26 protein-coding genes and 1 tRNA gene are annotated in these 20,382 nt (G+C 67.0%); 12 read left to right on the top strand and 15 right to left on the bottom strand.

Going from position 1 to position 20,382, the window contains the following annotated elements; genetic code table 11:
* Positions 1 to 18 precede the first annotated feature (18 nt).
* From EU805_RS02510 to EU805_RS02480, 7 genes are all read right to left on the bottom strand, one after another.
* Positions 19 to 789, bottom strand: coding sequence for an L-iditol 2-dehydrogenase (locus EU805_RS02510; RefSeq protein WP_129762366.1), 771 nt, complete (start codon positions 787 to 789; stop codon positions 19 to 21).
* The gene (locus EU805_RS02505) at positions 786 to 1,790 is read right to left on the bottom strand and encodes an ABC transporter ATP-binding protein (protein WP_129762365.1); all 1,005 of its coding nucleotides are present in this window, start codon (positions 1,788 to 1,790) and stop codon (positions 786 to 788) included. The genes EU805_RS02510 and EU805_RS02505 overlap by 4 nt, the downstream gene beginning before the upstream one ends.
* Positions 1,791 to 1,802: 12 nt before the next feature.
* Positions 1,803 to 2,633, bottom strand: a complete 831-nt coding sequence (locus tag EU805_RS02500; RefSeq protein WP_129762364.1) for a carbohydrate ABC transporter permease — start codon at positions 2,631 to 2,633, stop codon at positions 1,803 to 1,805.
* A gap of 10 nt (positions 2,634 to 2,643) precedes the next feature.
* Positions 2,644 to 3,507: a carbohydrate ABC transporter permease gene (locus EU805_RS02495; RefSeq protein ID WP_129762363.1), complete on the bottom strand. Its 864-nt coding sequence runs from the start codon at positions 3,505 to 3,507 to the stop codon at positions 2,644 to 2,646.
* Positions 3,508 to 3,661: 154 nt separating this feature from the next.
* Entirely contained in the window at positions 3,662 to 4,984 is a 1,323-nt protein-coding gene (locus tag EU805_RS02490) for a sugar ABC transporter substrate-binding protein (RefSeq protein WP_129762362.1), read from the bottom strand.
* Between the two features lie 117 nt (positions 4,985 to 5,101).
* Entirely contained in the window at positions 5,102 to 6,127 is a 1,026-nt protein-coding gene (locus EU805_RS02485) for a LacI family DNA-binding transcriptional regulator (protein ID WP_129762361.1), read from the bottom strand.
* 205 nt (positions 6,128 to 6,332) lie between these two features.
* Positions 6,333 to 6,788 carry a MarR family winged helix-turn-helix transcriptional regulator gene (locus EU805_RS02480; protein ID WP_129762360.1) on the bottom strand — a complete coding sequence of 152 codons (456 nt, stop codon included), beginning with the start codon at positions 6,786 to 6,788 and terminating at the stop codon, positions 6,333 to 6,335.
* Positions 6,789 to 6,916: 128 nt separating this feature from the next.
* On the opposite strand from EU805_RS02480, the gene EU805_RS17815 reads away from it, so the two are divergent.
* Entirely contained in the window at positions 6,917 to 7,051 is a 135-nt protein-coding gene (locus EU805_RS17815) for a hypothetical protein (protein WP_255465829.1), read from the top strand.
* A 71-nt stretch (positions 7,052 to 7,122) separates the two neighbouring features.
* On the opposite strand, the gene EU805_RS02475 is transcribed toward EU805_RS17815, so the two are convergent.
* Positions 7,123 to 7,419, bottom strand: coding sequence for a DUF1244 domain-containing protein (locus EU805_RS02475; protein WP_129762359.1), 297 nt, complete (start codon positions 7,417 to 7,419; stop codon positions 7,123 to 7,125).
* Positions 7,420 to 7,440: 21 nt separating this feature from the next.
* Positions 7,441 to 8,178, bottom strand: a complete 738-nt coding sequence (locus EU805_RS02470) for an N-formylglutamate amidohydrolase (protein WP_129762358.1) — start codon at positions 8,176 to 8,178, stop codon at positions 7,441 to 7,443.
* 120 nt (positions 8,179 to 8,298) lie between these two features.
* Between EU805_RS02470 and pyk the strand changes: the two genes are divergently transcribed.
* The 7 genes from pyk to EU805_RS02435 all read left to right on the top strand — a co-directional run bounded on the left by pyk (position 8,299) and on the right by EU805_RS02435 (position 12,601).
* Positions 8,299 to 9,744, top strand: a complete 1,446-nt coding sequence (pyk, locus tag EU805_RS02465; RefSeq protein ID WP_129762357.1) for a pyruvate kinase — start codon at positions 8,299 to 8,301, stop codon at positions 9,742 to 9,744.
* A gap of 35 nt (positions 9,745 to 9,779) precedes the next feature.
* Positions 9,780 to 10,004 carry a hypothetical protein gene (locus tag EU805_RS02460; protein WP_129762356.1) on the top strand — a complete coding sequence of 75 codons (225 nt, stop codon included), beginning with the start codon at positions 9,780 to 9,782 and terminating at the stop codon, positions 10,002 to 10,004.
* Positions 10,005 to 10,113: 109 nt separating this feature from the next.
* Positions 10,114 to 10,314, top strand: a complete 201-nt coding sequence (rpmI, locus tag EU805_RS02455) for a 50S ribosomal protein L35 (protein WP_129762355.1) — start codon at positions 10,114 to 10,116, stop codon at positions 10,312 to 10,314.
* 15 nt (positions 10,315 to 10,329) lie between these two features.
* Positions 10,330 to 10,698, top strand: coding sequence for a 50S ribosomal protein L20 (rplT, locus tag EU805_RS02450; RefSeq protein WP_129762354.1), 369 nt, complete (start codon positions 10,330 to 10,332; stop codon positions 10,696 to 10,698).
* A gap of 123 nt (positions 10,699 to 10,821) precedes the next feature.
* Positions 10,822 to 11,895 carry a phenylalanine--tRNA ligase subunit alpha gene (pheS, locus tag EU805_RS02445; RefSeq protein ID WP_129762353.1) on the top strand — a complete coding sequence of 358 codons (1,074 nt, stop codon included), beginning with the start codon at positions 10,822 to 10,824 and terminating at the stop codon, positions 11,893 to 11,895.
* A complete protein-coding gene (locus tag EU805_RS02440) occupies positions 11,895 to 12,176 on the top strand; it encodes a YrhK family protein (RefSeq protein WP_129762352.1) in 282 nt (93 codons plus the stop codon). Before pheS ends, EU805_RS02440 begins: the two co-directional genes overlap by 1 nt.
* A complete protein-coding gene (locus EU805_RS02435) occupies positions 12,173 to 12,601 on the top strand; it encodes an ASCH domain-containing protein (RefSeq protein WP_129762351.1) in 429 nt (142 codons plus the stop codon). Before EU805_RS02440 ends, EU805_RS02435 begins: the two co-directional genes overlap by 4 nt.
* Here the strand turns inward: EU805_RS02435 and EU805_RS02430 are convergent.
* The 5 genes from EU805_RS02430 to EU805_RS02410 form a co-directional block, all read right to left on the bottom strand.
* Positions 12,598 to 13,239, bottom strand: coding sequence for a hypothetical protein (locus tag EU805_RS02430; RefSeq protein WP_129762350.1), 642 nt, complete (start codon positions 13,237 to 13,239; stop codon positions 12,598 to 12,600). The two genes, EU805_RS02435 and EU805_RS02430, sit on opposite strands and share 4 nt — an antisense overlap.
* Before the next feature lie 141 nt (positions 13,240 to 13,380).
* Positions 13,381 to 13,456, bottom strand: a tRNA-Thr gene (locus EU805_RS02425).
* 43 nt (positions 13,457 to 13,499) lie between these two features.
* The gene (locus EU805_RS02420) at positions 13,500 to 14,957 is read right to left on the bottom strand and encodes a heme biosynthesis protein HemY (protein WP_129762349.1); all 1,458 of its coding nucleotides are present in this window, start codon (positions 14,955 to 14,957) and stop codon (positions 13,500 to 13,502) included.
* A 10-nt stretch (positions 14,958 to 14,967) separates the two neighbouring features.
* Entirely contained in the window at positions 14,968 to 16,236 is a 1,269-nt protein-coding gene (locus tag EU805_RS02415; protein ID WP_129762348.1) for a COG4223 family protein, read from the bottom strand.
* 81 nt (positions 16,237 to 16,317) lie between these two features.
* Entirely contained in the window at positions 16,318 to 17,007 is a 690-nt protein-coding gene (locus EU805_RS02410; RefSeq protein ID WP_129762347.1) for a uroporphyrinogen-III synthase, read from the bottom strand.
* Positions 17,008 to 17,076: 69 nt separating this feature from the next.
* On the opposite strand from EU805_RS02410, the gene tsaD reads away from it, so the two are divergent.
* From tsaD to EU805_RS02390, 4 genes are read left to right on the top strand one after another with little or no spacing between them, the layout of a single operon-like run.
* Positions 17,077 to 18,171 carry a tRNA (adenosine(37)-N6)-threonylcarbamoyltransferase complex transferase subunit TsaD gene (gene tsaD / locus EU805_RS02405; protein ID WP_129762346.1) on the top strand — a complete coding sequence of 365 codons (1,095 nt, stop codon included), beginning with the start codon at positions 17,077 to 17,079 and terminating at the stop codon, positions 18,169 to 18,171.
* Positions 18,168 to 19,115, top strand: a complete 948-nt coding sequence (locus EU805_RS02400) for an NAD(P)H-dependent glycerol-3-phosphate dehydrogenase (RefSeq protein WP_129762345.1) — start codon at positions 18,168 to 18,170, stop codon at positions 19,113 to 19,115. The genes tsaD and EU805_RS02400 overlap by 4 nt, the downstream gene beginning before the upstream one ends.
* Positions 19,116 to 19,529 (top strand): EVE domain-containing protein, encoded by a 414-nt coding sequence (locus EU805_RS02395; protein WP_129762344.1) that lies wholly within the window; start codon positions 19,116 to 19,118, stop codon positions 19,527 to 19,529. It abuts the gene before it with no gap.
* 35 nt (positions 19,530 to 19,564) lie between these two features.
* Positions 19,565 to 19,819: a DUF1761 domain-containing protein gene (locus tag EU805_RS02390; RefSeq protein ID WP_165351867.1), complete on the top strand. Its 255-nt coding sequence runs from the start codon at positions 19,565 to 19,567 to the stop codon at positions 19,817 to 19,819.
* 14 nt (positions 19,820 to 19,833) lie between these two features.
* Here EU805_RS02390 and EU805_RS02385 read toward each other — a convergent pair whose 3' ends face one another.
* A complete protein-coding gene (locus EU805_RS02385; RefSeq protein WP_129762342.1) occupies positions 19,834 to 20,175 on the bottom strand; it encodes a DUF2853 family protein in 342 nt (113 codons plus the stop codon).
* Positions 20,176 to 20,382 lie beyond the last annotated feature (207 nt).

The raw sequence follows: 20,382 nt of genomic DNA, 5'->3' as shown, positions 1-20,382 counted from the left end.
AACGTATCCTTTCCGGCGTCAGCTCATCCACTGGCCGCCGTCGACGTTGTAGCATTGGCTGACGATGTAATCGCTGTCGGCGCTTGCCAGAAAGACCGCCATGGGCGCAAGATCCGACGGCTGCGCGTAGCGGCCCGCGGGCACGCCCGCCTCGACCTCGGCGCGCTTCTGGCCCTTGGGCTTGCCTTCGAGCTGGGCGAACATCGCGTCGACATGCTCCCAGTGGGCGCCGTCCACGACGCCCGGGGCGATGGCGTTGACGTTGATCCCGTGCCGGATGAGGTCGAGCCCCGCGCTTTGCGTCATCGAGATAACCGCCGCCTTGGTCGCGCAATAGACCAGCACCAGCGGCTCTCCGCGACGGCCGGCCTGGGAGGCCATGTTGATGATCTTGCCGCCCTGGCCCTGGGCTATCATCTGGCGCGCCGCGGCCTGCATGGTGAAGAGCGTGCCTGCGAGGTTGACCGAAAAGAGCCTGTCGTAGCTGTCGCGGGTGATATCGACCGTCTTCGCGGCATCGAAGAGGGCCGCATTGTTGACGAGGATGTCGAGCTTGCCCGTCCGGTCCACGACCTGCGCGATGGCCGCGTCGATGCTGGCCTGATCGCTCACGTCGAGGTGCACCGCGTAGGCGCCCTCCCCGATCTCGGCGGCGGCGGCCCGTGCCGCGTCGAGGTCGATATCGCCGATGGCGACGGTGGCCCCTTCGGCGACGTAGGCCTGTGCGAAACCCAGTCCGATGCCCCGCGCGGCCCCGGTGATCAGGGCGGATTTGCCGTGCAGTCTCATGCGATGCGCAGCCCCTGGTCGTCGAAGCGATGGATGTTCTGGGCCTGCGGCTCCAGATGGATCGTGTCCCCGTGCCTGAGGCCCACATCGCCCGGCGCGCGGACGGTCACCGGGTCCTCGATCCCGTCGACATGCACGTGAAAGAACGTGTCGGAGCCCAGATGCTCGGCCACGCCGACACGGCCCTGGAAGGTTCCGCCGCTTTCCACGACGTCCAGGTGTTCGGGCCGGATGCCCATCGTCGCGCAGTCGTGACGCGCCGCGGTGGCCCCGGTCAGCAGGTTCATCCGTGGCGAGCCGATGAAGCCCGCGACGAAGATGTTGCGCGGTTCCTTGTAGAGGTCCAGCGGCGAGCCCACCTGCTCGATCACACCGGCGCGCAACACGACGATCTTGTCGGCCATGGTCATCGCTTCGACCTGGTCGTGGGTGACGTAGATCATCGTCGTCTCGAGCCGGTTGTGCAGTTCCGAGATCTCGAGCCGCATGCCGACCCGCAGGGCCGCGTCGAGGTTCGACAGCGGCTCGTCGAAGAGGAAGGCCGCAGGCTCGCGCACGATGGCGCGCCCGATGGCGACCCGCTGGCGCTGGCCGCCCGAAAGCTGGCCCGGACGGCGGTCGAGGTAATCGGTCAGGTTCAGCGCCTCGGCGGCCTTGGCAATGCGGCGGTCCTGTTCCTCCTGGTCCATGCCCGCCATCTTCATCGGGAAGGCGATGTTCTTGCGCACCGACATGTGCGGGTAGAGCGCGTAGCTCTGGAACACCATGGCAAGGCCGCGCTTGGCGGGTGGCAGGTCGGTGGCGGGCTGACCGTCGATGCGGATCTCACCGCCGGTGACGTCCTCGAGCCCCGCCATCAGGCGCAGCAACGTGGACTTGCCGCAGCCCGAGGGACCGACGAAGACCACGAACTCCCCGTCGTCGATGGTCAGGTCCAGTGGCGGAATGACTTCGACGTCGCCGAACTTCTTCTGCACTTTTTCCAGCGTGATGCGTCCCATGGTGGTCGCTCCTTATTTGACGGCGCCGAAGGTCAGGCCGCGGACAAGTTGTTTCTGGCTGAACCAGCCCATGACGAGGATCGGCGCGATGGCCAGCATCGAGGCCGCCGAGAGCTTCGCGTAGAAAAGCCCCTCGGGGGCCGAGAAACTGGCGATGAACTTCGTCAGGGGCGCCGCCGAGACGGTGGTCAGAAGGATCGTCCAGAACGCCTCGTTCCAGGCCAGGATGATGTTGAGCAACACGGTGGAGGCGATCCCCGGCAGCGCCATGGGCGTCAGCACGTAGAGAATCTCGTTCCTGAGGTTCGCGCCGTCCATGCGTGCAGCCTCCAGGATTTCGCCCGGGATCTCGCGGAAGTAGGTGTAGAGCATCCAGACGATGATCGGCAGGTTGATCAGCATCAGCACGACCACCAGCAGGATGCGGCTGTCGAGGATGTCGAGCCACTTGGCGACCAGCACTAGCGGGTACAGCACGCCGACGGCAGGCAGCATCTTGGTCGAGAGCATCCACAGCAGCACGTCCTTGGTCCGTCGTCCCGGCACGAAGGCCATCGCCCAGGCGGCGGGCACCGCGATCAGGATGCCCAGCAGCGTCGATCCCACGGCGATGATGATCGAGTTTGTCAGGGCCAGCGGATAGTTCGACCGGTCGAAGACGTCCGCGTAGTTTTCCGTCGTCCAGTCGAAGAAGAACCAGACCGGTGGATCGGCGATCGCGGTGGCTTCCGTCTTGAAGGACGTCAGGAACGTCCAGAGGATCGGAAAGAACATGAGGAGGCCGAATGCCCAGGCGAGGGCGGTCCACATGGCTTTCTTGCGGGTGGTGATGGCGCGGGCCATGATGTTCCCCTCAGTCCAGGTTCCGGCCGACGATCCGCATCAGGAAGATCGCGACGATGTTGGCAAGGATGACGGCGATGATGCCACCGGCGGAGCCCAGGCCGATGTTCTGGCTTTCCAGCACGCGCTGGTAGACCAGGTAGGTCAGCGTCCGGGTCCCGAAGGCGCCATTCGTGGTGACGAAGATCTCGGCGAAGATCGACAGCAGGAAGATCGTCTGGATCAGGATCACGACGGTGATCGCGCGGCTCAGGTGCGGCAGGATGATGTAGCGAAACCGCGACAAGGCGGGCGCGCCGTCCATCTCGGCCGCCTCCAGCTGCTCGCTGTCGAGCGACTGGACGGCCGTCAGCAGGATCAGCGTCGCGAAGGGCAGCCACTGCCAGGCCACGATCACGATGATCGAGAAGAGCGGCGCCTGGCTGAGGAAGTCGTAAGGTTCCATCCCCAGCCCCTGGAAGGCGTAGCTGAAAAGCCCGTTGTCGACGTTGAAGAACATGTTCTTCCACACCAGCGCCGAAACAGTGGGCATGACAAAGAAGGGTGCGATCACCAGGATACGCACGATGCCCTGCCCGAACATCGGCTTGTCGAGAAGCAGCGCCATCATCACGCCGCCCACGATGGTGATCAACAGGATGCCGCCCACCATCTGCAGCGTCGTGACGACGGAATCGACGAAGGACGACGAAGTCACGAAGCGGACGTAGTTCTCGAACCCGATCCAGGGTTCGAAGCTGCCGCGCATGGGGCGGTAATCGGCGAAGCTGAAATACAGCGTCATGCACAGCGGGATCAGCATCCAGACCATCAACGCGAAGACGGCGGGTGCGATCATCAGCCGGGCGGCGGATCTGGAATGCTGGGTCGCCATGGGACACATCCTTGCAATGACGGAGCACGACACGCGGCACTTGCGAAGGCCCCTTGTCGGGCCTGCGGAAACGTGCCGATCGGATGGGGTCGTGTGGAAAAGGCCCGGGCGGGGCGAGGCACGTGGCCCCGCCCCGCGGGTCGGTGCGGCAGGCTTAGTAGCCTGCGGCTTCCATCTCGTCGGTGGTCAGCGCCTGCGCGTTCGACAGGGCTTCCTCTGCGGACTGCTGGCCAGCCAGCGCGGCAGAGAATTCCTGCCCCACCTGAGTGCCGATGCCCGCGAACTCGGGGATCGCGACGAACTGCACGCCGGTGTAGGGCACGGGATCCACGGTCGGGTTGGTCGGATCAGCCGCGTTGATGCTTTCCAGCGTCATCTGCGCGAAAGGCGCCGCGTCCAGGTACTCCTGGTTCTCGTAGAGAGAGGTGCGGGTGCCCGGCGGCACGTTGGCCCAGCCTTCGTTCTCGGCGACCAGTTCGGCGTAGCCCGGACCGGTGGCCCAGCTGATGAAGGTCTTGGCGGCGTCCTGCTTTTCGGAGGACGTGGGGATCGCCAGCGACCAGGCCCAGAGCCAGTTGCCCCGCTTGCCAAGGCCGGTGTCGGGGGCCAGCGCGAAGCCCACGCTGTCGGCCACGGTCGAATCTTCGGGGTTGGTCACGAAGGACGCCGCGACGGTCGCGTCGATCCACATGCCGCACTTGCCCTGCTGGAACAGCGTCAGGTTCTCGTTGAAACCGTTGTTGGCGGCACCGGCGGGACCGGATTCCTCCATCATCTCCAGGTAGAAGGTCAGCGCCTCGGACCATTCCTCGCTGTCGAACTGGGCCTGCCAGTCCTCGTCGAACCAGCGCGCGCCGAAGCTGTTGGCCATGGCGGTCAGGAAGGCCATGTTCTCGCCCCAGCCGGCCTTGCCGCGGGCGCAGATGCCGTTGATGTCGGCGTCGCGGTCGGTCATCGCGGCGGCGGCTTCGCGGATGAACTCCCACGTCGGCGCGTCGGGCATTTCGAGGCCGGCCTCTTCCATCAGGTCGGTGCGATACATCACCATCGAGGATTCGCCGTAGAAGGGGGCTGCGTAAAGCTCGCCGTCCATGCTGAGGCCGTCGGCGATGGCGGGCAGCAGGTCGTCCGCGGCGAAATCGTCGGACATGCCGTCGTTCAGCGACACCAGCCAGCCGTTGTTGGCCCAGATCGGAACTTCGTAGGTGCCGATGGTCATGACGTCGTAGGCGCCGCCCCCGGTCGAGATGTCGGTGGTGACGTTCTGGCGCAGCACGTTCTCTTCCAGCGTGACCCACTCGAGCTGGATGTCGGGGTGCTGTTCGGTGAAATCGTCGGTCAGGGTCTGCATCCGGACCATGTCGCCGTTGTTTACGGTGGCGATGGTCAGGGTCGTGGTCTCGGACTGGGCGAGCGCCGCGGTGGCCGTGACCGACACGATCGCGGAGGCCGCGAAGAGTGCGTTCTTGAGTTTCATTCCTTTTTCCTCCCTGGAAAAGTCTTGAGTGACTGCGCGGAAACTACGGGCGCGCCCCCGCACCGGTCAACCGAAAATTTACACCCGTAAAGAAATTCGTCGCCGCGCCGCAGAAACTCAGGCCGACTCGCGCAGCACCAGCTTGCCGTCGAACAGCACTTCCGGGCGGTCCGAGGGGCGCTGGCCGCCTTCGATCAGGTCGAACAGGATCTCGACGCTGCGGTCGGTGATCGACTTGTAGTCCTGGCTCACCGTGGTCAGCGGCGGGGCGGTGAACTGCGACCAGGGGTGGTCGTCGTGGCCCGCGATCCGCAAGGCGCAGCCGGGCCCATGCCCCACGCGCAGCCCTTTTTCGTAGGCCGCCGCGATCAACCCGACCGCCAGCCGGTCATTGCTGCACAGCACGGTATCCGACGGCAGGGACCGCTCCGCGATCAGGCGCTTGCCTTCCGTCAGGCCGATCTGCTCGAACGCCCATCCGCCGCCCTGCGCCTGGATGACATGCGGATCGAAGCCCAGCCGCTCCATCGCGCCCACGTAGGCATCGCGCCGCTTGTTGGCGTTTGGATTGACCGGCTCCATCTCGAAGAAGCAGGGCGGCTCTCCGGTGCGGCACAGGTAGTCGACGATCAGCGGAATGCTCTGCCCGTTGTTGGAACCGACGAAGGCCTCGCCCACGCTCATGTTGCTGTCGAAGACCACCGTCGGCACGCGCTCGCTGAACTGCTGGACCACCTCGAAATCCGATGACCGGCCAAGGGGCGCGATCAGTGCACCCGCCGGCCGCAAGGTTTCGAGCGTGGATAGCGCATTGTTTTCCAAGGATTGTTGCCCATGGGCAGAGAAGACGATGGGCCAGAAGCCCGCGTCGATGCAGCGCCGTTCGATCAGGCGCACCATTTCCGCGAAGAACGGGTCGGACAGGTAGGGCACGAGCACGCCGATGGTCTTCGTCAGCTTGCGGTTCTGGTTGATGGCGAAGATGTTGGGCCGGTAATCGTAGGTTTCGAGCGCGGCCTCGATCTTGGCGCGCGTCGATTTTCGCACGCTATCGGGGTCGTGGAAGTATTTCGATACCGTGGGACGGGAAATCCCGCTGACTTCGGCAAACTCTTCCATGTTCTTGATTTTCTGAAGAGCCATTCCCTCACCTCCGCCATGGCGCGCACCACGGGGTGGGGCGCGTCAAGTTTGCGCGCTGAAAATTTTTACGCGCGTATAGTGTTCGGGAAATCTAAGCGTCACATCCCGAGGCGGTCAAGACGACAATCCCGGGGCGGATTGCACGCAGGGGGTTCACATCCGGCAGCCGCAGCCGGTCATCCGTCAGACCGAATCACTACGGCGCCTATCCGGCCTGTACGTCCTCGGCCTGCCGGATCTTGGCCAGAAGCGCGATCAACGTGGCCCTTTCAGCCTCTGTCAGCATGCCCAGTAGCCGATCCTCGTGCGCCTGCACCCGCGCCATCGCGTCGTTGCAGGCCCGCGTCCCCTCGGGCGTCGCGACCAGCGCCTGCACCCGCTTGTCGCCCGGCACGTCGGCGCGTTCCAGCAAACCCCGCTCTTCGAGTTCGCCCACGATGGCCACGAGGCCGGAGCGTTCGATTCCCAGCCGCCGGGCAAGATCGCTTTGCGAGATCTGCGGAAACTCGACCACCAGCGTCAGCGCGGAAAAGACCCGCGGCGCGAGCGCGCCGTCGCCCAGGGCCGCGCGGTAATCGCCCTGCACGACCATGTAGGCCCGCTTGAGATTGTAGCCGACGAGACGTTCAAGCGTCGGGACGTTTCGGGATCTGTCGGTCATGGGCGCTCCTGTTCGGCACAATCTAGACGAGTTGCCGCGCCGGGCCAACGCTTGCGCGAAAGGCCGGGAACAATCGGGAACAATCCGGCGAGGTCTGCCGTTTGCCCGGAGATAAAAGGAGACGAGCCATGAGCGGCACGAACGACAACATGACCGGCGACGGCAAGGCGGTCGAGGCGACCAAGCGCCAGAAGGAACGCCCCGAAGAGGCCAAGCATCACGAATTGAAGGACGAGGACGGCACGCCGAAGTCCGAGGACTGAAGCGCACCCCAACGTTCGAAGGGCGGTCCCGCCGGGGCCGCCCTTTTTCGTGTCCGGCCCCTCGCTTGCGCTCAGTCCTTATGGCTTTGGGCGAAGGCGGTTTGTGCCTCGGGGCTCGCCTCGGTCTGGTGGCGTGCCTTCCATTCGGCAAAGGGCATGCCGTAGAACGCCTCGCGGCCTTCTTCCTTGGTCATCGCGACGCCGCGCTCTTCCGCGGCTTCCTGGTACCAGCGCGACAGGCAGTTCCGGCAGAAGCCCGCGAGGTTCATCATGTCGATGTTCTGCGCGTCCGGCCGATCTTCCATCAGGTGCTTGCGCAGGCGGCGGAAGGCGGCGGCTTCGATCTCTGTGCGGGTGGCGTCGTCCATGAGGCTCTCCTGATCAGTCGCTCACAAGGTGGAGGCGTCGAGCACGCGCTGCAAGAGGGGGGCGAGACGTCCCGCCCAGTCTGCCTGCTGCTCTGGCGTCTCGATCAGGTCCTGGCGCAGCTCGATCAGGATGTTGGGATGGCCGCGCTGGATCGCATGGCGGTCGACGCTGTCGGCAGGCAACTTGCCGGTATAGGGCTGGTTGTCGCCGGTCAGCCAGCCTTCCTCGCGGCAGGCCTGCACCACCGAAGCGGCCAGCCGCGCGTCCTCTGCATAAAGGACCGCGATTTCCCATGGGCGCAGGGGCCGACCGCGCAACTGCGGGGTGAAGCTGTGGATCGCGCAATAGACAGGCCGATCCCGACTTTCGACGGTGCGGGCGATGGCGTCGTGATAGGGGCGGTAGAGCCGCTCCAGCCGGGTGGTCAGATCGCCCTCGTCGGCATGGCGGTTGCCGGGGATCAACGTGCCGTCGTAAAGCCGCATCAGCAGCGTCGGGTCCTGTTCGCCCCGGTTGGGGTCGATCACCAGCCGCGAGAAGCGCGAGGACACCACCGGGCTGTCGAGCGCCGCCCCGAGCCCACGCGCCACGCCAAGCGCGCCGATGTCGTAGGCGATGTGCCGCCCCATGTCGGCTGTGGGCAGGCCCAGGTCGCCGCCGTTCACCCAATCGGGCACGATATTGGTCGCGTGGTCGCAGGTGACGACCCAGCGTCCGGGGCGATCCGCGCCTTCAATGTTGAATGCGTCGTCTGACATGGGATCTGTCATGGCGGTGACACGGCAATTAGTCCAGTTGTGAAGCGAGCCATTTTCGGCAATAACCGGGGCAACATTCGGTTACCGCTAACGCCGCCCGCCGGTAAAAGGACCTGACCCATGAAACGCAATCGCCACGTCAAGATCGTCGCGACACTCGGACCCGCGTCCAACGATTACGACATGATCCGCAAGCTGCACGAAGCGGGGGCGGACGTGTTCCGCCTGAACATGTCCCACGGCAGCCACGAGGAAATCCGCGTCCGCCATGCCACGATCCGTCAGGTCGAAGAGGACCTGGGCTCTCCCATCTGCATCCTGGCGGACCTGCAAGGCCCCAAGCTGCGCGTCGGCACCTTCAAGAACGGCGAGGAGGAGCTGGAAGTCGGCCAGGCGTTCCGCATGGACCTGTCGGACGAGGAAGGCGACGCCACCCGCGTGAAACTGCCCCACAAGGAAATCTTCGACGCGCTGGAGCCCGGCAGCCACCTGTTGGTCAACGACGGCAAGATCAAGCTGCGGGTCAAGGACTGCGGGCGCGACTTCGCCGACACGGAGGTGATCGTCGGCGGCACGATCTCGAACCGCAAGGGCGTGAACGTCCCCGACGTGGTGCTGCCGCTGGCCGCCCTGTCCGAGAAGGACCGCAAGGACCTGGAGTTCGTCTGCGAGCTGGGCGTCGACTGGCTGGCGCTGTCCTTCGTGCAGCGCCCCTCGGACGTCGAGGAGGCGCGCGACCTCTGCAAGGGCCGGGCCAAGATCCTGTCCAAGATCGAGAAGCCCGCGGCGGTGAAGAACTTCGACGACATCCTCGTCGCGTCGGACGGGATCATGGTCGCCCGCGGCGATCTGGGCGTCGAGCTGCCGGTGCAGAACGTGCCGCCCATCCAGAAGAACCTGGTGCGCAAGTGCCGCGCCGCGGCCAAGCCGGTGATCGTGGCGACGCAGATGCTGGAATCGATGATCGATTCGCCGATGCCCACCCGGGCCGAGGTCTCCGACGTGGCCACCGCGATCTACGAAGGCACCGACGCGATCATGCTGTCGGCCGAATCCGCCGCCGGGTCCTTCCCGGTCGAGGCGGTGACGACGATGGACAACGTGGCCCAGGAGGTCGAGGCCGACCCCACCTACATCGAGATCATCGAGAGCAGCCGCAGGACCTCCGGTGCCTCGGTGGCCGACGGGATCGTCGCCGCGGCCCGCGAGATCGCGGAAACCTCCGACATCGCGGCGATCTGCTGCTTCAGCCAGACCGGCTCCACCGCCGTTCTGGTCGCGCGCGAACGCCCGCGCGTGCCGATCCTGGCGCTGACCACCCACGTGCGCACGGCCCGGATGCTCAGCCTGACCTGGGGCACCAACTGCGTTGTCGCGGGCCGGGTGACCCGCTTCAAGGATGCGGTGATCGAAGCCGTCCGCGCCAGCCTGCGCGAGCAGATGGCGACGGAAAAGGACATGATCGTCGTGACCGCAGGCGTGCCCTTCAACACGCCGGGGTCCACCAACATCCTGCGGGTCGCCCCCTGCGAGGAGCGATTGATCTACAGCTCCGATCAGGATTAACCTCCTTCGATCTGCCAACGGTGAGGGTGCCGCCCGTGTCGACCGACATGATCTTCGTGCTGGGACTGGTCCTCGGCGTCGTGTCGATCCCCGCGATCGTCAGTGCCTTCGCCGACGGCCGGACACCGCGCGCGCCCGCGCTGATCGTGGTGATCGCGGCGCTGATGATCGGCTATGCGATGCGTGAGGCCCCCGGCGCCTATAGCTGGTCGACCCTGCCCGACGTGCTGACCCGGGTCGTGGCGCAAGTCACGCGCTGACCCCCTTGCCAAACGGACCGCGCGCCTCTATCAGGCGCGCTCCACCCGCGCGTCCGGCCGATAGGCATGCCGAGTCGCGCGTTCACACCGACCCACCGAGGAGACGGAAATGCCGAAGATGAAGACGAAATCGAGCTGCAAGAAGCGGTTCAAGATCACGGCCTCCGGCCGGATCAAGGCAGGTCAGGCCGGCAAGCGCCACGGCATGATCAAGCGCCACAAGAAGTTCATCCGTGATGCCCGCGGCACCACGGTCCTCGCCAAGGCCGATGAGCAGATCATCAAGCCGATGATGCCCTACGCACGATAACCAGGAGGACCGAACATGCGCGTTAAATCCGGACCCGTCACCCACCGTCGTCACAAGAAGATCCTGGACCAGGCGAAAGGTTACTACGACCGCCGCCGCCGCACCTTCAAGGTTGCGACCCAGGCCGTCGACAAGGCCAACCAATACGCCACCCGCGATCGCCACAACCGCAAGCGCAACTTCCGCAGCCTGTGGATCCAGCGCATCAACGCGGGCGTGCGCGCCATCGACGCCGATCTGACCTATTCGCGGTTCATCAACGGTCTCACGTTGGCCGGCATCGAAGTCGACCGCAAGGTCCTGGCCGACCTCGCCGTGAACGAGCCCGCCGCCTTCGAGGCGATCGTGACCAAGGCCAAGGACGCCCTGTCCGAAAAGGCCTGAGGCCCGTTCCAGCACGATATCGGGGCCGTCCTTCGGGGCGGCCCTTTTTCGTGGGCGCGACCTGTCTTGCGATGCCCTTCGCGACAGGCTAGCACCGGGCAAACCTGAAAGGACGGGGGCGTCATGGACGATCTCAAGCAGAAATACCTGGATCAGGTGGCCGCCGCCGGCGACGAGGCCACGCTGGAGGACCTGCGCGTGCAGGCGCTCGGCAAGAAGGGCGAGATCAGCCTGAAGATGCGCGAGCTGGGCAAGATGACCCCCGAGGAGCGCAAGACCGCGGGCCCTGCCCTGAACGCCCTCAAGGACGAGATCAACAGCGCCCTCGTTGCGAAGAAAGCAGCACTTTCGGATGCCGCCCTCGACGCGCGCCTGCGGACCGAGTGGCTGGACGTGACCAAACCCGCGCGGCCGCAGCGGCAGGGGTCGATCCACCCCATCAGCCAGGTCACCGAGGAGGTCACCGCGATCTTCGCCGACATGGGCTTCGCCGTCGCCGAAGGCCCGCAGGTCGAATCGGACTGGTACAACTTCGACGCGCTCAACATTCCCGGGCACCACCCCGCGCGGGCCGAGATGGACACTTTCTACATGGCGCGCGCGACGGGCGACGACCGCCCGCCCGCCGTGCTGCGGACCCATACCTCGCCGGTGCAGATCCGCTCGATGGAAGCGACCGGCGCGCCCACGCGCATCATCTGTCCGGGCCGGGTCTATCGCGCCGACTTCGACCAGACGCACACGCCGATGTTCCACCAGGTCGAAGGCCTGGCGATCGATCGCGATATCTCCATGGCGCACCTCAAATGGGTGCTGGAGGAATTCGTGAAGGCCTACTTCGAGGTCGATCACGTCGATATCCGTTTCCGCGCCTCTCATTTTCCCTTCACCGAACCTTCGGCAGAGGTGGATATCCGCTGCTCCTGGGAAGGCGGCACGCTGAAGGTGGGCGAAGGCGACGACTGGCTGGAGATCCTGGGCTCGGGCATGGTGCATCCCAAGGTGCTGCAGGCGGCGGGCGTCGATCCCGACGCGTGGCAGGGCTTTGCCTTCGGCATGGGGATCGACCGGATCGCGATGCTGAAATACGGCATCCCCGACCTGCGCGCCTTCTTCGATTCCGACCTGCGCTGGCTGCGGCACTACGGCTTCGGCGCGCTCGACGTGCCCACCCTGCGGGGCGGCCTGTCGCGCTGATGTACTTCCAGGACAAGTCGCACGACCACCCGCGCAAGAAGCGCATCTACGCCACCTACGAACTTGCCCACACCGTGGTCGACCTCATGGCGGCGATCTGCTTCGTCGTGGGATCGGCGCTCTTCTTCTTTCCCGCCTACGAGACGTCGGCCCTGTGGTTCTTCCTGATCGGCTCGATCCTCTTCGCCGTCAAACCCACGCTGCGCTTCTCGCGAGAGGTGCACCTGGCCCGGATCGGCGACACCGGCGATCTGGCAAAGCGCGAAAGCGCGCCGTCATGACCGACGAGATCGAAGATCTCAACGACCGCTATCCCGGTGCCGGCAACTTCACGTTCGGCGACAGCAAGGCGCTGTGCCAGGAGTTGATCGCGCTGGTGCGCGCGGGCAAGAAGACCGCCACCTGCGGCGCGCTGCGCGACTTCGAGGACGAGCCCGAGGCGATGCCCGTCGTCGGTCGTTGCGACATCGCGATGAACTGGGGCGGATCGCCCGCGCTGGTGATCCGCACGACGCAGGTCCAGACCATCCGCTTCTGCGACGTCACCGAAAAGATGGCGCTGGCCGAAGGCGAGGACGACGATCTCGACGGCTGGCGCGCAGGGCACGAGGCCTATTTCAGGCGCAACGGCGGCTTCTCTCCCGACATGATGCTCGTCTTCGAGCACTTCGAACTGGTCGAGGATCTGGACGGGCGCGCGCTCTAGCGGCGCAGCATGTTCACGTCGAAGCTGCCCGCGCTGACGGTCACGCGCGACAGCGCGCCGCCGGCATAGGCCAGCTCCATGTTCAGCGACTTGAAGTTGAAGGGCGACAGATGGCCCTTCCCGGCGGTGACGCGGTAGGACATCTCGCAAACCGTCTCCCCCCCTACGACTGCCGAAGACGCGGTGGAGATCCCCACCACCCGCCGTCCGTCGTACATCGACAGCGGCGCGGGGCAGCCGCCAGCGGCTTCGAGGCGGGCGAAGACCTCCGGCGGGAAAAGGACACCCGCGGGCACGGCCGAAGGCACGCTGAGGTCCGTGGCGTCGTTGGCGGGGACCACGGTGACGTCGCGCACTGCACCGTCCTGTCTGATCACCGAGATATCGCGCGTCTTGCCGCCGCGGTTGATGCCCAGGAACTGATCCGCGGCACTGCCGTCATCCAGCCCGACCCGGCTGACGGAGGCCTGGAACGTCCCGTCCGCGACCCCAAGCGGCGTGTTGTCCAAGGTCGAGGTCAGCGCGCTGGCACCGGTTTCAAGCGTACCGATCTGACGGCTGCCCAGCTGGATCGCGTAGGTCTCGGTCACCGCGGGGGTGGCGGTCAGAAGGGCAAGGGCAAGTACGGGTTTCAGCACGGGTCATCTCCAACGCGGGTCACGGGCGCAGGGATAGGCCGCCGCATCCGGCAAGGCGAGGGCCAAGTGGTCCGGTCGGCGGAAAACCGGTCGGGCGTCGGAGGGCCAAGCCATTGGTCCCATTGATGGTCGAGGAGGAACTGGTGCCGCATGAGGGATTCGAACCCCCGACCCCATCATTACGAATGATGTGCTCTACCAACTGAGCTAATGCGGCATCCGGGGTGCCGTCTAGCACCACCGGGGCGGTCCGAAAAGACCTATTTTGCGTCCTGTGGCCGGTCGGCCTGTGCGGGCAGGGCCTCGACGACCTCGGCGTCACTGCGGGTCACCACGGTGGGTTTCTGGCCCACGATCAGCGGCAGCATCTCCGTGCCGGTTGGCATCGCCACCTCGCCCTGCGGCGGGCGTTTCCATTCAAGCGTATCGAAGGCCGCGCAGTTCTCGCAGACGGGTCCCCAATGGGCATGGATGTGCTGGCAATTGTTGCAGATCCACTGCGGGCCGCGCGGGGCCGTCAGCGCGCGCGTCAGCCAGCCGCGCACGATGGCGTCATCGGACCCCTCGCCCCGCTCGATCGCGGCCATCAGCGTGAGGTTCCGCGCCGTGGGATCGTCGGTCACGAGGTGACCCAGATCGCGCTTGGCCTGCGGGAAATCCTCCGTCGCGATGTGCAACTCGGCCAGCAGCATCTTGGTCTCGGCGTGGTCCGGGTTCTGCTTGGTCAGCGCGCGGAACCGCTTGAGACGCGCCTCCGGCGTCTCCTTCGGCTCGATCTCGGCGAAGGCGGCGGCAATGTCGGGATGCGGGGTCACACCCCAGGTCTTGGTGAGGATCCGCGCAGCCTTGCGCTGCTCGCCCTTGGCGATATGCGCGCGGGCGGCCATGACCGCGGCGGGCACCAGGTCGGGGGACAGCTTGTTGGCCTCGATCGCGGCTTCGCGGGCCTTCATGTCCTTGCCGTCGTCCATGATGTCGCGCGCCTCCGACAGGGCCAGCACCGCGTCGCGGCGCTTGTGGACCTCGCGCGGCAGGTTCCCGGACTTGAGCTTGGCGCTCAGCGTCTCTCGCGCGCCGGTCCAGTCGGCCTTCTCCGCCTGAAGCTTCAGCAGCGTGTCCTGCACCCCCTGGTGCTGCGGTTTCAGCGCGAAGGCCTTGCGGGCCAGCGCAAGCGCCGTGTCCGTCTCTCCCGCGTCGAGTTTTTGCTGCATGAGCCCGCGGACCCCCACGAAGCGGGTGTCCTCGCGTTCCAGAAGCGCGCGGTAGCTTTCCTCGGCGGTGCGGGTGTCGTTGGTCAGTTCCGCCGCCTGCGCCTTAAGCAGGGTCGTCAGCTGCGGCCGGTCCAGGTACTTGTCCGCACGCTTTGCCTTCTGCATCGCCAGCTGGCCTTCGCCCGCGGCGATGGCGAACATGGCGTCCGACAGCGCCTCCTGGCCCTTGCGCGTGCGGTTGCGGTCGAAGTGGCGCGAGATCGCGGTCTCGTCACCGTTGAGGAACCGGAACACCGCCGCGAGCAGCTTCACAAGCTGCACCGCAAGCCAGAACACCACCAGCAGCGCCACGATGGCGACCACCAGTTGCAGCGCGCCCAAGGTCACCTCGTAACCGCCGATGGACACGATCGCCCCGCCTTCCAGCGACAAGAGCATCATCCCGCCCCAGGTCACGGCGACCACGAGGGCGATGAAAACGGCGATCTTCAGAAAGGTCGTGAACATGGCGCGTCCCTCAGTTGGCGGTCAGGTTGGTGTCGAGTTGGCGTGCCGCGGCGACCGCATCGGCACGGGCCTGCGCGCGGCCGATCCAGTCGGACATCGCGGCGCGGGTGTCTTCGGGCAAGGTCTCGACCTCGGCCAAGGCGTCGGTCAGGCGACCGTTGCGCAAGGCGTCCTCCGCCCGTGACAGAATGGCGTCGACGCTGTCGCCTTCGCGCGGGGCGGTGGAGCGGACGTTGAACTGGCGCTGCAGGAAGCTGCCGAACCCGCCCTCGCCTTCGCTGCCGGAGGCGCGCGCGGTCTGCAGCGCCGCGCGCGAGGCGTCGGGGAAATCGTCGCGCAAACCAGAAAGCGTCGGGGCGCCCTCCTCCGCGACGGCCCGCAAGGGGTCCGGCGCGGGTTCGCCCAGCGCATCGGACAGATCGTTAAGCACCGCGGTCATCGGCGCGCCCGTTTCCAGTGCGCCCTGCACGCGGGCGAGTGCGGCCTGGATGGTTTCGGTGCGTGCATTCTCGACGGCGGTGGAGCGCACTTCCTCGGCTTCGGCCCGGATCTCGTCGGCCTGCGTGCGGATTTCGTCGAGTTGCGATTGCAATTCGTTGCGTTGGTCCTGCAAGGCGGCGGTCTGCTGGGCGATCTGCTGGCTCAGCGACTGCACGGCGGCGTCCTGCGCGTCCTCTCCCACGATCGGTTGGGCGGTCAGCGTGTCGACCAGTTCGCGCAGATCGGCGGTCTCGGACTGCAGGGCGCCCAGCTGATCCTCGATCTCGGAGGCATCGAAGGGTTCCGGCGCCTCGAAGGCCTGCGGTTCGGGCAGTGCCTCGAGGTCCGCGCGCAGCTGGTCGAGCTGCGCCTGCATGTCGGCAGCGCCGTCCACCTCCGCGACCGAGGGATCCGCCAGGCCGTCGTCGGTGCCGAACTGCGTCCAGGCGATGCCGTAGCCCATCAGGCCGGCGACCAGCCCGCCCAGCGCCATCGGCAGAAAGACCGGGCCCCGCGCAGTGGAAGCCAGCCCGTCGCCCGACGCGGGCGCGCCGGTAGAGGCGGCCGTCGTTGCAGGCTTGGAGCCTGTCGACGGCGAAGACGTCCCGGATGTCGAAGCCCCGGGGACGGCGCCAGGGATCGAGGCCGCGACAGGGCCGGCGGCGGTGGGCGGGACCTGCGCCTCGCGCTCGGGCGACTTGCCTTGCGATGTCGCGCGATCCGGAATCGTCGGCGGCGGCATCGCCGTGCTGGCCTTGCCCGCGACGGGCTCTTCGTCCTTGCCAACCTTGTCCGCCACATCAATTCCTTTCGCTGCAGGCCCCCTGCAAGGGGCGCTTCCTCCGACGTTAGACCGCACCGCCACCAGCCTCAAGCGGCGCTATGGCCCGCAGTCCGCCAGCGCCCGCGTGGTCGCTTCCAGCATGTGAACTGCGTCGGGCCGGGCTGCGGTCAAGACTCTTTCGGCGTTGAGGCGCTGCGCTTCGTGGGCCACGGCCGCGCTGATCGCCACGATATGCAGCGGCGCCACCCGCCCGGCAAGCGCGAGCCCCGCCACCGATCGGGGGGAAAAGACGGGCGCCACCAGCGGCGCACCCTCCCTTGCGGCGTCGAGCAGGGCGGTGGCCGGGGCCAGCGGCACTTGGGTGTAGAGTTCGACCGTTTCGCACCGCACGCCCGCCTGCGTCAGGCGGCGCGCGATGTCGCCGCGCCGCTGCGCGCCCGCAAGGTGGGTCAAGGGACCGGCGGGGCGCATCGACAGGATCAGCGTCACCAGCGCCTCCACATCGCCCCTGGCCGAACGGGCGGTCCAGCCTTTCGCCTCTGCCGCTTGGGCCGTGGCGTCGCCCACGCACCAGGCGGTGCCGGTGCCGGGGGGCGCGATGTCGACGGCCCGAGCGGAGGTGAAGATCACGTCGCCGCCCGGGACCGCCGCACCGGTCGGCTGCACCGCGAAAGCGGGCGACAGGATCACGCGGGGCGGTCGCGCCATGTCCTGGCACACGGCGCGCGCGAAAGCCTCGCCCTTCGGCGCGGGGCGCGTGACGACCAGAACGGGGGCGTGTCGCATCGTGCACCGCAGTTGTTTGACCCGGGCCCGAGTGTTACCTGCTGGGCAGTCCCGCGCAACAGGCCACCCATGTCCCGCCCCCTCACCATCCTCGGCATCGAGAGCAGCTGCGACGACACTGCCGCCGCCGTCGTGCGCGGCGATGTCGGCGCGGCGCGCGTGCTGTCCTCTGTCGTCTTCGGACAGGCGGCTTTGCATGAAAGTTTCGGCGGCGTGGTCCCAGAGATCGCCGCCCGCGCCCATGCCGAGAAGATCGACCACTGCGTCGAGGAGGCGCTGGCACAGGCCGAAACGCCGCTCACCGCTTGCGATGCCATCGCCGTCACCGCCGGGCCCGGGCTGATCGGCGGGGTCCTGTCCGGCGTGATGTGCGCCAAGGGGCTCGCCGCCGCGACCGGGCTGCCCCTGGTCGGGGTGAACCACCTTGCGGGTCACGCGCTGACGCCGCGCCTGACGGATGCGGTGGCCTTTCCCTACCTGATGCTGCTGGTCTCCGGCGGGCATTGCCAGTTCCTGATCGTCCACGCCGCAGACCGGTTCGAGCGGATCGGCGGCACCATCGACGACGCGCCGGGAGAGGCCTTCGACAAGACCGCCCGGCTGCTCGCCCTGCCCCAACCGGGCGGCCCATCGGTCGAGCGGGCGGCGCGCCATGGCGATCCCCGACGCTTCGCCCTGCCCCGGCCCCTGCTGGACCGCGACGATTGCGACATGAGCTTCTCCGGTCTCAAGACAGCGCTTCTGCGCGCCCGCGATGACGTGGTGGGGCCGGACCGGACGCTCGCACGGTCCGACCAAGCGGACCTGGCCGCAGGGTTCCAGGCCGCGGTGCGCGACGTGCTGCGCGCCAAGACCGCCCGTGCCCTCGACCGCTACATGGCACTGCGCCCGCAGGCCCCGACGCTTGCCGTGGCGGGTGGGGTCGCGGCGAACATGACGATCCGCGAGGCGCTGACCACGCTCTGCACCGACCGGGGGGTGGCGTTCCTTGCCCCGCCGCTCGCGCTGTGCACCGACAACGCGGCGATGATCGCCTACGCGGGGCTCGAGAGGTTCGCCACCGGTGCCGAGGACGACATGACGCTGTCCGCCCGGCCACGCTGGCCCCTGGACGACAGCGCGGCGCCGATGCTGGGATTCGGCAAGAAGGGGGCCAAGGCATGATCGCCATCATGGGGGCCGGCGCTTTCGGCACGGCGCTGGCGATCGCGCTCGCCCGCGACGGACGGGACGTGACGCTCTGGGCGCGGGACGTAGGCACCCTTGCCCGCACGCGCCGCAGCACGAAACTGGACGTGGAGATCCCCAAGGGCGTCACGATCACCGACGACAACGCCACGCTGAAAGGGGCGCGGGCCGTCCTGCTGGCGGTGCCTGCCCAGACCCTGCGCGGCGTGCTGGAGACCCATGCGGACGCGCTGCGCGGCCTGCCGCTGGTCGCCTGTTGCAAGGGGATCGACCTTGAGACCCTGACCGGGCCTGTCGACACGATCCGCAAGGCACTGCCCGACAACCAGGCCGCGATCCTGACCGGACCCAGTTTCGCCGATGACATCGCACGTGGCTTGCCCACGGCGCTGACGCTGGCCTGCGCCGACGATCCCGTCGGAGAGACGCTCCAACTGGCGCTCTCGACCGCGACCCTGCGGCTCTACCGGACCACGGACACCGTGGGCGCCGAACTGGGCGGCGCGCTGAAGAACGTGATCGCCATCGCCTGCGGCGTGACCATCGGCGCGGGGCTTGGCGACAGCGCACGCGCAGCACTCATGACCCGCGGCTTCGCCGAGATGCAGCGCCTGGCCGAGACGATGGGCGCCGACCCGCAGACGCTGTCGGGCCTGTCTGGGCTGGGCGACCTTGCGCTGACCTGCACCTCCGATCTGTCGCGCAACTACCGCCATGGGCTGAAGCTGGGCGCGGGGCAGGACATCGACCCGACGGTCACCGTCGAAGGGGCCGCCACCTCTGCCGCGGTGACCGATCTAGGCCAGGCGCGCGGCCTGGACCTGCCGGTCTGCGCGGTCGTCTCGGCGCTTTGCGCGCGCAAGATCGACGTGGAAACCGCGCTGCAAAGCCTGCTCGCCCGTCCGCTGAAGGAGGAATAGATGGCCCATTACCTGTTCAAGTCCGAACCCGACGTCTTCGGCTGGGACGACCTCGTCGCGAAGGGAGAGGCCGGCGAGGAATGGGACGGCGTGCGCAACTACCAGGCGCGCAACGTCATGCGCGGGATGGAGGTGGGGGATACCGGGTTCTTCTATCATTCCCGCAGCGGGCTCGAGATCGTGGGCACGGTCGAAATCATCGCCGCCGCCCACCCCGACAGCACCGACGACAGCGGCAAGTGGGAGTGCGTCGACATCCGCGCCGCGGACCCGCTGCTCCGGCCCATATCACTCGACCAAATCAAGGCCGATCCCCGGCTGGCCGACATGGTGCTGGTGAAGAATTCACGCCTGTCCGTACAGCCGGTGACGGATGCGCAATGGGATGTGGTGATGTCGCTGGCCGAAGCGTGAGCCGCGCCCGATCCGGCAAGAGAGGCCGCCGTCCCTTGGCCTACGTCGTCGCGGTGGCGATGATCGGGGTGGTGACGGCGATGATGCACCACATCTTCGCCACCTCGGGCGTCGACACGATCCTCGAAGGTCTGACCGCGGGGCTCGGGCTTGGTGCTTTCGTCATCGCGCCCTGGCTGATCCTCCTGGGCGCGCTCGAGGCGCGTGGATGGCGCCGCATCCTGCGGACGGCCACGGGCGTGACGCTGGTCTGCGGCGTGATCGGTGCGGTCCTGATCCCGTTGTCCTGACCGCCCCGGCCCGTTCAGGCGTAGACGGATTCCTTGCCGAAGTGCTTGACCAGCAGGTAGTAGACAACCGCGCGGTACTTGTTGGTGTTCGACCGGCCGTAGGCGGTCAGCGCGGCCTGGATACCGCCCATCAGTTCCGGCCCCTCGGGCAGGCCCAGTTTCTTCTTCAGGAAATTGTCCTCGATCCGCCGCAGCTCGTCGCCATCGCTGCCGGCGACGGTGCTGGAGTCGGCGTTGTAGATCGACGGACCGCAGCCGATGGTGACCTTGGTCAGCAGGTCCATGTCCGGCTCCATCTCGCAATCGTTGCGCAGGTCCTCGGCGTATTTCTCGATCAGCTCGTCGCGTTTGCTCATGGCGTATTCCCTCGGTTGTGTCGGCCCCGCGGGACCATTGCCGTCACGCTAACGTGATCGCGCGGGCCGGGCCAAGGAGAAAAGGACGAAATTCAACCGCAAGGTGAACCTCGCTTTCGCTTCGACGCGACGATTCGATCGGTCGAGACTGCCTGCCCCGTCCAATCTGCAGGGGATGCACTGGGGCCGAAGCGACCCCCTGCCCTG

It is taken from the genome of Salipiger sp. IMCC34102 (assembly GCF_004145405.1).
In the GTDB taxonomy this organism is placed as follows: domain Bacteria; phylum Pseudomonadota; class Alphaproteobacteria; order Rhodobacterales; family Rhodobacteraceae; genus Loktanella.
This window is presented reverse-complemented; position numbering and strand designations above follow the sequence as displayed.